General features: G+C 34.4%; 23 protein-coding genes and 1 pseudogene. 1 reads left to right on the forward strand and 23 read right to left on the reverse strand.

Going from position 1 to position 13,189, the window contains the following annotated elements; all coding sequences use genetic code 11:
* The 22 genes and pseudogenes from METFODRAFT_RS07840 to METFODRAFT_RS07945 form a co-directional block, all read right to left on the reverse strand.
* Positions 1-194 (reverse strand): annotated as a pseudogene (locus METFODRAFT_RS07840) (hypothetical protein); the annotation flags it as partial.
* Between the two features lie 110 nt (positions 195-304).
* Positions 305-712 (reverse strand): HTH domain-containing protein, encoded by a 408-nt coding sequence (locus METFODRAFT_RS07845; RefSeq protein WP_007045049.1) that lies wholly within the window; start codon positions 710-712, stop codon positions 305-307.
* Complete coding sequence (locus METFODRAFT_RS07850; RefSeq protein ID WP_007045050.1) at positions 713-1,354, reverse strand: CBS domain-containing protein; 642 nt, start codon at positions 1,352-1,354, stop codon at positions 713-715.
* The gene (locus METFODRAFT_RS07855) at positions 1,351-2,121 is read right to left on the reverse strand and encodes a 4Fe-4S binding protein (RefSeq protein WP_007045051.1); all 771 of its coding nucleotides are present in this window, start codon (positions 2,119-2,121) and stop codon (positions 1,351-1,353) included. Before METFODRAFT_RS07855 ends, METFODRAFT_RS07850 begins: the two co-directional genes overlap by 4 nt.
* A 5-nt stretch (positions 2,122-2,126) precedes the next feature.
* Positions 2,127-2,609, reverse strand: coding sequence for a 4Fe-4S binding protein (locus METFODRAFT_RS07860; RefSeq protein WP_007045052.1), 483 nt, complete (start codon positions 2,607-2,609; stop codon positions 2,127-2,129).
* 12 nt (positions 2,610-2,621) lie between these two features.
* Positions 2,622-3,770 carry a 4Fe-4S binding protein gene (locus METFODRAFT_RS07865; protein ID WP_007045053.1) on the reverse strand — a complete coding sequence of 383 codons (1,149 nt, stop codon included), beginning with the start codon at positions 3,768-3,770 and terminating at the stop codon, positions 2,622-2,624.
* 16 nt (positions 3,771-3,786) lie between these two features.
* A complete protein-coding gene (locus tag METFODRAFT_RS07870) occupies positions 3,787-4,911 on the reverse strand; it encodes a hydrogenase large subunit (protein ID WP_007045054.1) in 1,125 nt (374 codons plus the stop codon).
* Positions 4,912-5,035: 124 nt separating this feature from the next.
* The gene (locus METFODRAFT_RS07875; protein ID WP_007045055.1) at positions 5,036-5,500 is read right to left on the reverse strand and encodes an NADH-quinone oxidoreductase subunit B family protein; all 465 of its coding nucleotides are present in this window, start codon (positions 5,498-5,500) and stop codon (positions 5,036-5,038) included.
* A 118-nt stretch (positions 5,501-5,618) separates the two neighbouring features.
* The gene (locus METFODRAFT_RS07880; protein WP_007045056.1) at positions 5,619-6,011 is read right to left on the reverse strand and encodes a DUF1959 domain-containing protein; all 393 of its coding nucleotides are present in this window, start codon (positions 6,009-6,011) and stop codon (positions 5,619-5,621) included.
* A 6-nt stretch (positions 6,012-6,017) separates the two neighbouring features.
* Positions 6,018-6,329 carry an energy-converting hydrogenase subunit EhaL family protein gene (locus tag METFODRAFT_RS07885; protein WP_007045057.1) on the reverse strand — a complete coding sequence of 104 codons (312 nt, stop codon included), beginning with the start codon at positions 6,327-6,329 and terminating at the stop codon, positions 6,018-6,020.
* Positions 6,329-6,577 carry a hypothetical protein gene (locus METFODRAFT_RS07890; protein ID WP_007045058.1) on the reverse strand — a complete coding sequence of 83 codons (249 nt, stop codon included), beginning with the start codon at positions 6,575-6,577 and terminating at the stop codon, positions 6,329-6,331. Before METFODRAFT_RS07890 ends, METFODRAFT_RS07885 begins: the two co-directional genes overlap by 1 nt.
* A gap of 18 nt (positions 6,578-6,595) precedes the next feature.
* A complete protein-coding gene (locus METFODRAFT_RS07895; protein WP_007045059.1) occupies positions 6,596-7,474 on the reverse strand; it encodes a respiratory chain complex I subunit 1 family protein in 879 nt (292 codons plus the stop codon).
* A gap of 26 nt (positions 7,475-7,500) precedes the next feature.
* The gene (locus METFODRAFT_RS07900) at positions 7,501-7,704 is read right to left on the reverse strand and encodes a hypothetical protein (protein ID WP_007045060.1); all 204 of its coding nucleotides are present in this window, start codon (positions 7,702-7,704) and stop codon (positions 7,501-7,503) included.
* 12 nt (positions 7,705-7,716) lie between these two features.
* Positions 7,717-8,385: a membrane protein gene (locus METFODRAFT_RS07905; RefSeq protein WP_007045061.1), complete on the reverse strand. Its 669-nt coding sequence runs from the start codon at positions 8,383-8,385 to the stop codon at positions 7,717-7,719.
* Between the two features lie 34 nt (positions 8,386-8,419).
* Positions 8,420-9,109: an EhaG family protein gene (locus tag METFODRAFT_RS07910; protein WP_007045062.1), complete on the reverse strand. Its 690-nt coding sequence runs from the start codon at positions 9,107-9,109 to the stop codon at positions 8,420-8,422.
* A 1-nt stretch (position 9,110) separates the two neighbouring features.
* Positions 9,111-9,575 carry an EhaF family protein gene (locus METFODRAFT_RS07915; protein WP_007045063.1) on the reverse strand — a complete coding sequence of 155 codons (465 nt, stop codon included), beginning with the start codon at positions 9,573-9,575 and terminating at the stop codon, positions 9,111-9,113.
* A complete protein-coding gene (locus tag METFODRAFT_RS07920) occupies positions 9,568-9,837 on the reverse strand; it encodes an EhaE family protein (RefSeq protein ID WP_007045064.1) in 270 nt (89 codons plus the stop codon). The genes METFODRAFT_RS07915 and METFODRAFT_RS07920 overlap by 8 nt, the downstream gene beginning before the upstream one ends.
* Positions 9,838-9,846: 9 nt before the next feature.
* The gene (locus tag METFODRAFT_RS07925) at positions 9,847-10,125 is read right to left on the reverse strand and encodes a DUF2108 domain-containing protein (protein ID WP_007045065.1); all 279 of its coding nucleotides are present in this window, start codon (positions 10,123-10,125) and stop codon (positions 9,847-9,849) included.
* A gap of 30 nt (positions 10,126-10,155) precedes the next feature.
* The gene (locus METFODRAFT_RS07930; RefSeq protein ID WP_007045066.1) at positions 10,156-10,401 is read right to left on the reverse strand and encodes a DUF2109 domain-containing protein; all 246 of its coding nucleotides are present in this window, start codon (positions 10,399-10,401) and stop codon (positions 10,156-10,158) included.
* Between the two features lies 1 nt (position 10,402).
* Entirely contained in the window at positions 10,403-10,915 is a 513-nt protein-coding gene (locus METFODRAFT_RS07935) for a hypothetical protein (RefSeq protein WP_007045067.1), read from the reverse strand.
* Positions 10,916-10,957: 42 nt separating this feature from the next.
* Complete coding sequence (ehaA, locus tag METFODRAFT_RS07940; RefSeq protein WP_245528965.1) at positions 10,958-11,206, reverse strand: energy-converting NiFe hydrogenase A subunit EhaA; 249 nt, start codon at positions 11,204-11,206, stop codon at positions 10,958-10,960.
* A 16-nt stretch (positions 11,207-11,222) separates the two neighbouring features.
* Positions 11,223-11,876: a helix-turn-helix domain-containing protein gene (locus METFODRAFT_RS07945; protein WP_007045069.1), complete on the reverse strand. Its 654-nt coding sequence runs from the start codon at positions 11,874-11,876 to the stop codon at positions 11,223-11,225.
* Between the two features lie 310 nt (positions 11,877-12,186).
* On the opposite strand from METFODRAFT_RS07945, the gene METFODRAFT_RS07950 reads away from it, so the two are divergent.
* Positions 12,187-12,774, forward strand: coding sequence for a ZPR1 zinc finger domain-containing protein (locus METFODRAFT_RS07950; protein ID WP_048115768.1), 588 nt, complete (start codon positions 12,187-12,189; stop codon positions 12,772-12,774).
* Positions 12,775-12,981: 207 nt separating this feature from the next.
* On the opposite strand, the gene METFODRAFT_RS10260 is transcribed toward METFODRAFT_RS07950, so the two are convergent.
* The coding region (locus METFODRAFT_RS10260) for a hypothetical protein (RefSeq protein WP_007045071.1) at positions 12,982-13,189 on the reverse strand (208 nt) is incomplete at its 5' end.

Here is a 13,189-nt window from a genome sequence, read left to right on the forward strand (position 1 = left end):
GATAGTAAGAATCCACTGAAGGAGTACCCTAACGTGCTAATCGTTTCTAAGTATGTGTTGCTTTCTATAGCTTTGATGAATCCTTTAGAATAACCTTCAACCCGATAAATCCTCGGCGTAATTTGTAAAGCCTTACCAACAAAACTGTTAAATTCGTTAAAGGATTTTATTATTGTGTGTTTTATCCCCTTCATGATTTCACCTCCATATTTTTTTGATATTAACTATTCGATATTACCAAATATTAAGTTTTCTATTAGTTAGTATGATGTTCGGAGATACTGAAACTTATTTTCACAAAAAATTATTGAAACCATTCCGGAGTCTTTATTAACTTATAACCTCCTAACGGTCCGGACTTTCCTTCAATTTCAAATCCCAAGTTTTTCAAATCCCTTATTCTATTATGCACAGCGACCCTACTACTTCTTCCAATAAACTTTTTCAAATACTCTCCTGAAACATATTCGGAATTTTTTGTAAATATGCCCTTCTTTTCAAGTATCTTCTGGGCTTGATTCTTCCCAATCTCTTCACTTAGGCGTTTATACAACTCTCCAACCCCAATTAAAATATTGAGTATAATAAAATGCCCAATATCAAGTTTTACATCGCTTTCATATGCCTTTTTTAAAAATTCCCAAAAATCAAAGTCCTTTCTATTCGCCATAAGTTTAATCTCTCTCTCAACGTTTAATTTATTCTCACTCATTTACATACCCCTCTTTTTTGCCACCTTTCTTGCAAGTGCAACTTCTCCAATCCTAATTAAACCTGCAAAGAACTTTTCCAAACCACCACATGCCCAAATTGCCTTACCAAATGTGGCATCTTTTATTCTCCTCTCATATTCTTCAGGAGTTATCTCCTCTCCAGTGGTTTGTTTTGTTACAATTGCCGCTGCTTCCATCAATTCTTCCCAAGTTATGCCTCTTAATTGCTCTTGAAGTGTCTTAAACAACTTATAAACTGGAATATCATAGAGTTTTGCAAGTGTCTTTGTAATGTCACAATTCCTAACTATACCCACAACCTTTCCTTCGTTGTTAACCACTGGAATACTAACAACCTTATACTTAACAATCTTAATTACTGCCTCTCTTGCCTCATCATTTTCATTTAATATGATAACTCTATCAATATCATGCATAAATTCTTTTATTTCTTTCTTTTTATCTTCATCGTTAAGTATTAACAAATCAATAGCATTAATCCATCCTACTAATTTATCGTGTTCATCAACAACAGGGGATGAGTATCTCTTTTTTTTATACATTAATTCAGATACCTCTTCAACTGTATAATCGGGATAAACCTTTAAAAAGTTAGTGTCCATAAGTTCTTTCACTTTCATAAAATTACCTCCCTAATCCCCATTTTTTCGATCTTTATTGCACCAACTGGACATACATCCCTACACCTACCACAGAATATGCATTTTTCTGTGCCTATCTCAACACCTTCAGGAATTTCTTTTATTGCATTAACGGGACAAACCTCAATACATGCAAGACACCTAATACATACATCATTATTTACAGATATGGTTTTGTCGAATATGATCTCTCCCAACTCATTCTCAACCTCTATTGCATCTTTTGGACATACATATTCACAAGCACCACAACCCATACAGAGGTTTAAATCAACCTCAAAATTTTTTCCTATTTCAACCTCTATTGCATTTGTTGGGCAGAATTTTGCACATATTCCACAAAATACGCATTTATCTTTATCAAATTTGTAGTCCTTCAACCTCAACTTCCTATGTGGAACGCTGAGTTCTTTGAGTTCATAGATTATATGATCATCTTCAACATAAGTTCTACCTTTAATAACCTCAATTGCATTAACTGGGCATGTTTGAGCACATATTTCACATTTCACACATTTATCCGTTATTTCAGCGGGTTTTTTTATTGTTGGTTTTTTTATTGCATCAACAGGACATTCCTCAACGCAGAGATTGCACCTTATACATTCATCTGGATTTATGAATATTGTTTTTTCCTTTATTGTTTTTATGTTTTTTAATATCCCTTCCACTTTTCCATCATCTATATCAAACTTCTCTCCCAAATTTGAAACTAAATCCTTAAATGATTTTTTTATTGTTATCATAACAATCACCTAAACTCAATGGCATCCAATGGACAAACATCCCCACAATGACCGCACAATGTGCACTTTTTCATGTCGAATTTTAAGGCATCTTTTTCCTCAGATATAGCATCAAATGGACAATTTTTAAGGCAAACTAAGCATAAACAGCATTTTTCTCTATTGTAGATAAGTTCTTTGTATTTTATTATATTTTTCTCTACTACAAGTTCTCCATCTTCAATTTTGGCAGATGCTTTAAAGATGGTAATTGCATCAACTGGGCAAACATCAACACATTTTCCGCAATATATACATTTTTTTTCATCAATTTCAACTGGGAAGGGAGTATTTGCCTCTATCGCATCAACTGGACAAATCTCAACGCATCTATTACATGCAATGCATTTCTCATCATCAACCTCAATCTTTTTCATACTACTCCTTATGTTAAATTTGGGAATGATCTCTTCCCCATTAAAGTATTTTTTTAGGATATCATTTAGCATAATAATCCCCAATTATTTTCTAAACAACTTCTTAATCTCATTTTTAGTAATCTTTTCAAGTTCTGATTTTGCAAGGACGTATCTTTTGGAGTATTCCTCTAAATCCTTCCTCATAACCTTCCTAAGTTCATCACATATTGCAGTTAGTTTATACTTCATCAATGCCTTCTCAGTATCAACCAAACTTATTGCATTAACTGGACATTCCCTTGCACAAACACCTTCCCTTGCACATTTTAATGGATTAATATAAGGTAGTTTTGTCTCATCCCCTATTTGTATGGCCCCTACATTACATACATTGTAGCAAATTCTACAACCAATACACTTACTCTCATCAACCATGTAGCAAACATCAGTCCTTTTTGGTTTTGGTTCAAGTTTCTCTAATCTCATTGCTTTTGTTGGACAAACCTCTAAACACAACCCACATTTGACACACTCAACAACTTTATGGTTTTTAATATCGATTTTTCCAACACAAACATCCACACAGTTATAACAATTTATACATAAACTCTCCACAATATATGGGATTTTATCAATCTTATTTTCCTCAATTTTAATTTCTCCTGCGAGTATTTTGAATTTAATCTTTTGTGCTTTGTCAATTTTTTCAGTTAATTCTTTTTCAGTAAATTCCCTTATTGCATCAACTGGACAAACCTCAACACACCTCTTACATGCAATGCAATCATGTAAATGAATCTTATATTTTCCCCCTTCATAATGAATTGTCTCAACTGGACAGTTCTCTTTGCATAAGTTGCATCTAACACATAATTCCTCATCAATAATCAGGTTGGTGTATTTTGGGATATCAAATGGCAGACCATCTGTCTCTTCCCTTAGACTATCTATCTCCAAAACACCTGTAGGACAAGATTCAACACAATTTCCACAACCTATGCACGAACCATCATCAATCTTCGGGATTTCTTTTTTAAATTCTTTATCATAATCCATTTCTATTGCAGAAGATGGACAAGATTCCTTACATGCAGTACAACTTATACATTTTTCTGGATATTGGACTATTGGGGGAACTTTTCTATATCTTTTTGGTGGGATAGTGCTTTCTTTTTCCGTCTTTGCATCGAAAAATTTCTTAAGCCATTTTTTCTTGGCAAATTCATACAAATACCAAATAGATGATGACATAATACCACCTTAGCAATTAGAATTTAATGGTTTTTTCTTTATTATTGGCACCCTTAACAATGATTGTCCTTTCAGTGCAAGATATACATGGGTCTATTGATGCATAGGTGGAAACTGCATCTGAAATTGTTGGGCATGTTTTTAGCATATACTTATATGCCTCTAAATTCATTACTGTTGGAGTTCTTATCATTATTCTCTTTATTATCCCATCATTTGTTATTGTAATCTTGTATAGAACTTCCCCCCTTGGTGCTTCATTCCTCCAATCCCCTTCCCCGCCTTTTACATGAACCTTTTTTCTAACCCCTCCAGAGCATTCCCCATAAAGTTCCAATGCCTTCCTAATTAACTCAACACTTGCAATAACCTCCTCATGCCTCACCATCATCCTTGCAAAGTTATCTCCCTCTTCTCTCCAAACTGGTTTAAAGTTAAGTTCTTGGTATGTTGGATGTCTCAATCTCCAATCACTCTCTGGAAGCCCAGAACCTCTCGCAACAGGGCCAACAGCCCTTGTTTTCATAATTTCTCCATAATTTAAAATACCAATGCCTTTACTCCTCAAACCAATCATTGGGCCTGTTTCAAATGCCTCTATGATATTCTTTAAATCTTCTTCAAATTTATCCAAGGTTCTGTATATCTTATCCATCATCTCCCTATCAATATCAACCCTAACACCCCCAACAACATTGAACCCCATATTTACCCTATTTCCCGTAATCATTTCCATCAAATCCATTACCATTTCCCTTGCATTTAACAGCCACATCCCTATTGTTTCATGTTCTATTGCAAAATTATATACAGCAGAAGCGATGAGATGACTATGGATTCTTTCTAATTCGCATGCTATAACCCTCAAATACCTTGCTTTATCTGGAATCTCTATTTTTGAAATATGCTCTATACACTCTGCAAATGTTTGAGTATGCACATAGGAACAAATTCCACAAACTCTCTCCGACAAATAAATCCCTTTTAAATAATGCTTTCCTTCCATTATCTTTTCTATTCCTCTATGCACATAACCCATCTCTATCTCAGCATCAACGACTCTCTCCCCTTCAACATACAACTTTATCCTTAACGGTTCTTTTAATATTGGATGTATTGGACCTATTGGAATCACTGCCATATTATCACATCATGAAAATTAATTAAATAAAACATTATAGTTAACATAAAATTCTAAAATTATTGACTCTTCTTTTTTCATTTTCTCCTTGAAACTTTTTCTAAAAGTTTCATCAGATTGATTATTAAATTACTGCTTTTCCTTTCCTCAATTTCTCCTTAATCATTTTCTCTTTCATTGCCAATGCATCAGGTCCTACTTTTAAAATTGCCTCTATGATTTCAGAAGGTCTCGGTGGACAACCAGGGATTTTTGCATCTACTGGAATGACCTTATCAACTCCACCAACAACATGCCCTTCCTTGAATATACCTCCACTTAAAGCACATGCTCCAACAGCAACGACTATCTTTGGCTCTGGAGTTTTTTCGTAAATTTCTTTTAACCTTTCCTTCCAAGGAAGAGTCACTGGGCCAGTTACCAATAAAACATCCGCTTCCCTTGGATTATTATGGACAAAAATACCATACTGCTCAATATCATACCTTGGGGCTAAGCAAGAGACGATCTCAATATCACAACCATTACATCCGCCTGTATTTACAATACAAACATGAATTGACCTTTTTCTTACAAATTCTTTTAACATTGTTATTCCTCCTTTAATAATTGGATAATTAATTTCCTCCCCATCCCATAGGGGAAACCCCTATTGGGATACCCTGATGCATTGCCTCGCTACACTCGGCAATGCCTCTTCTTAATAACTACTCCTTCAATAATTGGAGAATTAATTTCCTCCCTTCTTCCAAAGCCTCTTTGTATGGCTTTTTATGCAGAATGTGGGATTCAACCACTTTCTTTCTAATTAAATCAGCATCTTTCCTTGATATTAAACCAAAGAAATCACTAAGCCAACATAAACCTAAATCAATATCCACCTTTCTTCCTAAACATCCCATCCTTGCCTGCTCTGCATAGGCATGAAGTTCATACAATGTTGCACTATCGCACTTCCTCACAAATATCTCAACCACTTCATCAATAGGGAGATTGAGAACTTTTGAAATCGGAACTATGACCTCTTCCATAATGTATCTATTGTCCTTAATGATGTTGTATTTTTGCTCTAAACTGTCTTTTTTGTATTTTTCATCCATATACAATCACCTTACTTTAAGCATAAATCCAAAGGCGTAATGCGACCCAAAGTAGAGGAAAACCAAATAAATCAACAGTGCAATAACCACACCAACCGAAAACTCTATTCTTCCATAACCAGGTCTCATTCCTAGTGGAAATCCAAGAAATAAACTTCCAATTGGTGGGGATAAATTAAATACCAACCCCCCAATAATTGCAAGAGATAATGCCAATTTATCAATGCGTTTTTTTATGAATGGTTCTTTATATTTGCTGTAACTGTATGCTAAACCCAAACACATACCAATAATAAAACCAATGATGGTTAAGAGCATCACAACCACCCTGCGTTATATAAGGTAAATCCCAAGTAGGTAAATCCAACCAATACAAGGAACATAAACAGAATTTCCAATTTTTCCATTAAGTGGCAAACTGCTTTGTACTTTAGAAGTAAAATTCCAACAAATAATGCAACAAATACTAAACCTAAATGCATAATGTTTAGTTGGATAATACTCACGCTTATTATGTATAGGATTGTTATTAATCCCGCAATTGATAAAAGGTAAATGTATAGCATTTTTTTTCACCCTATCCTTTATACTCCAATTAACCTATAGGCAACATCAATCAAAACCAATGCTGCAATTGTAATTTGAAGCATAACTGAATGATGCGGGGCAAGTAATGGTGTCAGAGCACATATAAATGAAATTACAACTGTCATTGCAACCATTGCAATCAGTGTTGTTATTGGATTTGAAACCACAATAGGTCCTATAAATAAAGCAAGGAACAACCAAAGTAATACAAACCACGCTATTGCCTCTCCCATTAGAATTATGCTCCCCAACAACCCATAATGCTCAGTTAGATATCCGCTAACAATATCCTTCCCCTTAACTATTGTGAATGGACTGTATGGGGCTTTGGAAAGAACTAATACAAAGAACGCAAATGCTGCCAATGGTAATTTGAATAATAGGGGCCCATTTATCGCTTCGTAGGATAAGATATCTTTGATTATAACTGAATTCGTTGAGAAGTAGATAATTCCAACAACCGCAAACAATGGCACCTCTGCTGCTGCTGAGAAGACGCTCCTAACCCCACCAATTTTTCCGTAAGGGGAACCACTACTCAACCCACAACCATGCTCAATAATCTTTTGAAGGACGTAAAGACCGATTAGAATTAAGAGAGAGGACTCTAATGAAACCCCAATGAATAAGGCACTTAGCCAAACCATCAAACTCATCAATCCAACAAACACATACAGTGGATTTCCTGCAGAGATTGGGAAGGTGATTTCTTTAACATAGAACTTTAGAATATGCAGTAAATACTGAATTATTGGAGGTCCAGGTCTTCCTTGAATTCTTGCCATTATCTTCCTATGTAAACCTAACAACAAACTACCAACCAGAAATGCATATAATGATAATGATAAACATCCTATTAATGCCTCAAAGTTCATATTATCACCAAATTCTTCATTTTAACCTACCATCCTCTGAATGGAATTTGACCATCTTTTTTTCTTCTTGTTGGGGGAATTAAAAACATGCCAATTCCGTAAATAAACATTGGAGTAAATATTGAGAATACCATGTAAGTGACGATTTCGCTATTGGTAGTTAGTAATATCCCAAACCCAATGAATGATAAAATTAAACATATTAACCCACTTTTCTTTTCTGGTGTCATTTTTTCACCAAATCAAATTGTTAGCAAGATTTCAACAGTTCTGACAATAATTAATAGTGATGAGAGGTGTATCATTAGGATATATGGGGCTCCTGGGGCCCTAAACATCTCTGCCTTTGCTGCGTAGAATGGGGCTACACCAGTTTCTCCTGCCATTCCAACAGCAAATAGAACTTTTGGATAGAAAAGGTCTGCATTAGTTTTTGCCAATTCAAATAAAGATAAAATCCCTGTTTTGGCAAGTATCATTGCCGCTGAACCAAATAATGGCAATCCTGCAACCATTGCTATAATTCCATATTGGTAGGCAGCATTTAGAACCCACTCCCTTTTTACCGCAGAGACAATACCGATATTTGCAATCCCAACCAATGCTAAGAATAAAGCATAATCAAACAAATCTCCAGTGAGCATTGCTCCACTTGTTGCAATTCCGCAGAATATTGCCATCATCCTTCTGATTTTTAATTCCTTTAAACTAACTTCATGAAACGTATCCCCAAACTCATGCAATTGTGCTTCCAACTGCTTTTCTGGTTTTGATAGATAAACAACAATGGTGAAAAATACCGCTATCAAAAAGCAAATAATTGAAAAGTCGGTTAAATAAAATACAATATCCCCAAGTGGAATATACCCATGAAAGTTCCCAACAATGTTTAATAAAGCAGTTTCATTCATTTTATCTCACCAATAGAGATTTTTACCAGAAACTTTATTTTACCTCACCGATGTAGCCAATTAATCCTAATTTTGAACCAACCTTTATGACCAACCCTAATCCTGCGAGCATTAGGTATACAAGATAGTTATCTGGGTTGATAAATAATCCAATAAATCCAAAAACCCATAAAGCCCAGGCAATTCCAGATAAGCCAGAAATTCCTTCCCATAAAGTTTTAATGGTTTCATCAAACTTCCTACCCAATGCCCTCTGAGATAACGCGTAATAAAGAAGACCACTTGCTATTACTGCCCCTCCTGTAAATCCACTCAATATTGCACCATAAACAACAAGAATCAATGCCAAGAACTTTGGAGATGTTTTTAATATTTCCATCTCAACATCATGCTCTAAAACACCATGATGTAAAGGCAATAAAAATTCCTCAAACAGTTTTTTCTTTGGTTTGTTTTTGGATAGTGATTTCTTCATAACCAATATCTCTGAAACTGCCAGTAACTCTGCCATACCTACAACCAAACCAGGTAAAATTAACGCCTCTGCTAAATCAGTCCCAACACATGCAATAACCACAAGCATGGCACACTCTATTAAGTCAGTAAGCAGTAGAATATGCAGATCAGATTTTTGATAAGATAATGCAAACAAGGACAATACCCCCACAATAAATGCAACAAGTATCGAAGGATTATATAAGGTGTAAATTATATTTTCCATCATTTCACCCATCCCTATTCATAAGCATCCAACTGAATATGATAAATGAAACCAATAGTATTGTACTTTCAAGGATTGTATCGAATCCCCTTGTGTAGTAAAGTATTTCATCCAAAATTCCACCCGGTGTTGAGACAATTGTGGTTCCAAAATAAAGTGTCTTTTTACTAATCCATTCTGCTATTGGGGTTAAATAGGCAGTTATTTTTCCAAGTAGTGGTTCATATTTTGGATACTGGGAAACTATATCTGCTGGCTTTTCGAGTGGAACTCCCCCCCTATCGTAGGGGGCAAGTGGTGTTTTTAGTATTTGGGATTGCGGGGTGGGTTTTGGATAGAGTTGATTTTCATTTAATTTATGGGGCAACAATAAACCAAATATCATAATCAACGCCAAGAATACTGCAAATATTCTTGGAACAATTTGGGGCTTTGATAGATAATTCCAAATTCTGCTTAGTTTATTCATTTGCATCCTCCTCGCCAAATTCAGTGTTCATTACAATTGCCCTAACCAATACAAGGATGAGTATTGCATTAACTCCAAGAAATGTCATCAATGCAAGCGTTTCATTATATGCCAAAAATATCAATGCAACCCCTATAGATGGCACCTCAATATTCAACAACCTTTTAAATGGGTCATCAGTCATAGGACCAAATACAACCCCTATTGTCCCAACAACCAACAGGAAATATCCAAGGTATATTATTAGAGTTATCAAGTCCATCAAATCACCTTATTTTGCTAATATGGGCAATTTTCTTCCATATTTCTTTTTGCTCTTTTTAACAACCTCATACTTAATCAATCCAAGCAATAAAACCACAGAACCTATTGGCTCTAAGATTGAAGATACAATGGCAACATCCAAATAATAACACGATGCAGTAAGTCCAATTAACCCACTCTCAAGAAACGCAAACATTATAATTTTATTTATTGAATTTGTATGCACAATAACCCCAATAGCACCAAGAACACAACAAATTGCAGATACAATTGGTAATATATCCATCATTCCACCTTTTCATACACCATTGTTTTTTTATTCTATTTTTTTCATCTGCTCCAATGTATATGCTATAGCGTTACTTGACAATGTAGATGAGATTAAGTAAACAATAGATGCCAAACCACCCATGGGGCTTTTTATATACAATGCTATCAATGCCGCAATGCAGAAATTTAGACAGCAGAGATACAACAACTTCCTCGCCCTACTTTGAGTTAAGAAAACTCTAAACCCACAAATAACTGCAATAAATCCAATTATTATTGATGATAAATCCATCTTATCTCCCCGTTCTGTTCATCTTCCTCGCTATTTCTCCAAGAACTTTTGAGGCAAGAATATGGTCAAATCCTTGTATTGAGAATATCGCAATAACCATCCCCACAATAAAATATTTTGGCTCTATAATTGGGCTGAATAAATAAATCAATGCTGTTGCCATTAAAGCCCCAATGGTTCCTGCATAACCAGGGTCATGGCATAATCTATTACCAATATAAACAAGTAACGCTGCAATTAAACCCCCTTCAATGCCCATGAGGTAGTAAGATATTGATGCGAGTAAAGTTCCCGCTGATGCATCAGGAGAACAAACAATATTTCCCATGAAATAACCGCCATTTAAATTTCCACCAATATCCCTAACCTTCTCTCCAATAACCTTTGCTCCCAAGACCCCAGGTTTTTCTGGAAGTCCAAAGTAAGTGTCTATTAACACAAAATTAATCCAAGATACTATTGAAGCGATTGCAATTTTCAGGATTTCTCTTAAGAGTTCGTTATAAATTTCCATAATCTCCCTCCTATAAGAGGATACCGAAAGTGGTATCTCATTTTATCCAAATATCCCATCTGAAAATTTTGAAAACAATGCAGATATTAAACCAATCAAAACACAGGACATTAAATCAGGAGTAAATAAAACTTTGTCTACCGCTGTTAAACCCAATGCAATGATTGGGGTCGGAAATAAAACTGATGTTTCAAATGTATCTCTTATTGGCCTTTCTTTTGGAATTATGGGAACTTTCATTATAAGGGCAAAGATTATTGACGCTATCACTGAAACCACATAATACTCCATTGATATCACCATTAAATTATTCCCAACAGTGAACAATCATGCAGTCCCTATTAACAGAGTAAATTGGAGGAACTTCATCCTTTGGAAATATTTGAATTATTGTTTTTTTATTTATCTTCTTTGAAACCTTCTTCTCCAACCTCCTAATATCTGAGCAATCGAGGTCAATAACAACCTCCCTCCTGTCCGAATGTAAGCCTTTTACAGCCATGCGACCTCTTCTGAATTCTATACTTTTAATTTCAATAACATCCAATCTTTTTTTTAATTCTTCTGTAAATACTTCCCTATCAACCACCATCACAGGATAACCTTCAATATATCTAACAAATCTTTTAAATGAAGGAGAATTTCCAGAATTGTTTATGTCATTGATGAACTCAACTATGGCCTCTTCCAATTTAGTTAATGATAGGACATCAAGGAGGTACATTATGGGGTCTTCCATATCCCAGACATTACTACATTTTAATAAACCAAGGGTTATTGCTGCTGCAATCATTTCAGTTGCCTTTCTCTTTCCCTTTTCAAGCATACTCAAATGAGATTGGCTAACCCCACTCTCCTCTGCAAGTTTAGACTGGGTTATATTTAACTTTTCACGGAATATCTTCACATATTTGGGGTTTAGTAATATGGCTCTTTCTATGATGTTCAACTTTTTATACATAATCCCACATCGGAAAATGCCTTCCGCCAATAGTCATGTTTAATCATTATATATTGCACTGGAATAATATTATTCCCATGGGATATTTATAAACCTTTCCCAAAAAAATAAACCATAAAATTTATATATGAAAAAATTGCAGTTGCAGTTTCCACAAACACATAGTCAAATATTTATTTAATAATAATAACTTGGATAAAATAATGATTATCTTGCAGAATTTTTGTCATTTATTGTTATAATAAATTTTTGAAGATAAATGATTAATAACAAGAGAACTAACAACAATAAAATTAATGTGGTGATAATTATGGGTAAGGAATTGACAGTTCAGAAGTTGGATTGTCCAATATGTGGAGGAAAGAATACTTTTACAATAACAAATCATGAGATTGAAATACCCTATTTTGGAAGGGTTATTGAAACCACAATGTTATGCGATAGATGTAAGTATAGAAAGAGCGACGTTTTTCCAGTAGAGGTTAGGAAACCAAAAAGATATAAGTTGATAATTAAAGATGAGGGGGATTTAAACAGAAGGGTCATAAAATCATCAACTGGCTATGTAAGAATTCCAGAGTTGGGTGCTGAAATAACTCCTGGCCCAGTTTCAGAGGGTTATGTTTCAAATGTTGAGGGAGTTTTGAATAGGATAGATAATGTTTTGCAAACATTGATAAGATGGGCAGAAAATGAAGAGCAGAAAAAGAAAGGAGAAGAGTTAAGAGAAAGAATCAAAAAAATTAAGGAAGGAAAAGAAACTGCAACTTTGATAATTGAAGATCCGTTAGGACATAGCGCCATTATTGGGGATGGTGTTGTTGAGGAAAAACTAACTGATGAGGAGATTGAAAAATTGAAGGGTAATGTGATTATCATAGATACAAAGAGACAATAAAAGTATAAAAAATAATTTTAAAAGGGAATTATAGTTGTTTGCGTTAAATATTGGAAAATACTTAATAAATTTAATTTTTAAAATTTTAAGACAAATACAGCATAAGAACTTCGATATATAAATAAATTTTAGTAAAATTCGCAAACAACTAAATTAGAACCTATTTAAAATTATAAAAACCGTAATTCCCATCACAAATTTAAATATTTATTTAATTGAATTAACTTCATCTAACACTTTAAGATTATAAGCGATTGTGAAGAGTAAGAGCTTAACACTCAGCCCTTTCTTGCTTACAGCGTGAATATGCTTAGAAAACATCGCAACTAACTTTGAGAAGTTGGTCTCAATGCTTTTTCTCAACTTATTCAATATTTTATACTTTGTTCTCTCTATAAACGATTTAATCATGTTT

It is taken from the genome of Methanotorris formicicus Mc-S-70 (assembly GCF_000243455.1).
Taxonomy (GTDB): Archaea; AGJL01; Methanococci; order Methanococcales; family Methanococcaceae; genus Methanotorris; species Methanotorris formicicus.

Coding starts and splice junctions, on each gene's coding strand:
- METFODRAFT_RS07850 (WP_007045050.1), bottom strand. CDS start 1,354: ATGAAAGTGAAAGAACTTATGGACACTAACTTTTTAAAGGTTTATCCC.
- METFODRAFT_RS07915 (WP_007045063.1), bottom strand. CDS start 9,575: ATGAATAAACTAAGCAGAATTTGGAATTATCTATCAAAGCCCCAAATT.
- ehaA (WP_245528965.1), bottom strand. CDS start 11,206: ATGGAGTATTATGTGGTTTCAGTGATAGCGTCAATAATCTTTGCCCTT.
- METFODRAFT_RS07865 (WP_007045053.1), bottom strand. CDS start 3,770: ATGTCATCATCTATTTGGTATTTGTATGAATTTGCCAAGAAAAAATGG.
- METFODRAFT_RS07885 (WP_007045057.1), bottom strand. CDS start 6,329: ATGCTCTTAACCATCATTGGTTTTATTATTGGTATGTGTTTGGGTTTA.
- METFODRAFT_RS07870 (WP_007045054.1), bottom strand. CDS start 4,911: ATGGCAGTGATTCCAATAGGTCCAATACATCCAATATTAAAAGAACCG.
- METFODRAFT_RS07845 (WP_007045049.1), bottom strand. CDS start 712: ATGAGTGAGAATAAATTAAACGTTGAGAGAGAGATTAAACTTATGGCG.
- METFODRAFT_RS07880 (WP_007045056.1), bottom strand. CDS start 6,011: ATGGATGAAAAATACAAAAAAGACAGTTTAGAGCAAAAATACAACATC.
- METFODRAFT_RS07925 (WP_007045065.1), bottom strand. CDS start 10,125: ATGGATATATTACCAATTGTATCTGCAATTTGTTGTGTTCTTGGTGCT.
- METFODRAFT_RS07890 (WP_007045058.1), bottom strand. CDS start 6,577: ATGCTATACATTTACCTTTTATCAATTGCGGGATTAATAACAATCCTA.
- METFODRAFT_RS07905 (WP_007045061.1), bottom strand. CDS start 8,385: ATGAATGAAACTGCTTTATTAAACATTGTTGGGAACTTTCATGGGTAT.
- METFODRAFT_RS07920 (WP_007045064.1), bottom strand. CDS start 9,837: ATGGACTTGATAACTCTAATAATATACCTTGGATATTTCCTGTTGGTT.
- METFODRAFT_RS07860 (WP_007045052.1), bottom strand. CDS start 2,609: ATGCTAAATGATATCCTAAAAAAATACTTTAATGGGGAAGAGATCATT.
- METFODRAFT_RS07910 (WP_007045062.1), bottom strand. CDS start 9,109: ATGATGGAAAATATAATTTACACCTTATATAATCCTTCGATACTTGTT.
- METFODRAFT_RS07930 (WP_007045066.1), bottom strand. CDS start 10,401: ATGGATTTATCATCAATAATAATTGGATTTATTGCAGTTATTTGTGGG.
- METFODRAFT_RS07900 (WP_007045060.1), bottom strand. CDS start 7,704: ATGACACCAGAAAAGAAAAGTGGGTTAATATGTTTAATTTTATCATTC.
- METFODRAFT_RS07855 (WP_007045051.1), bottom strand. CDS start 2,121: ATGATAACAATAAAAAAATCATTTAAGGATTTAGTTTCAAATTTGGGA.
- METFODRAFT_RS07895 (WP_007045059.1), bottom strand. CDS start 7,474: ATGAACTTTGAGGCATTAATAGGATGTTTATCATTATCATTATATGCA.
- METFODRAFT_RS07935 (WP_007045067.1), bottom strand. CDS start 10,915: ATGGAAATTTATAACGAACTCTTAAGAGAAATCCTGAAAATTGCAATC.
- METFODRAFT_RS07950 (WP_048115768.1), top strand. CDS start 12,187: ATGGGTAAGGAATTGACAGTTCAGAAGTTGGATTGTCCAATATGTGGA.
- METFODRAFT_RS07875 (WP_007045055.1), bottom strand. CDS start 5,500: ATGTTAAAAGAATTTGTAAGAAAAAGGTCAATTCATGTTTGTATTGTA.
- METFODRAFT_RS07945 (WP_007045069.1), bottom strand. CDS start 11,876: ATGTATAAAAAGTTGAACATCATAGAAAGAGCCATATTACTAAACCCC.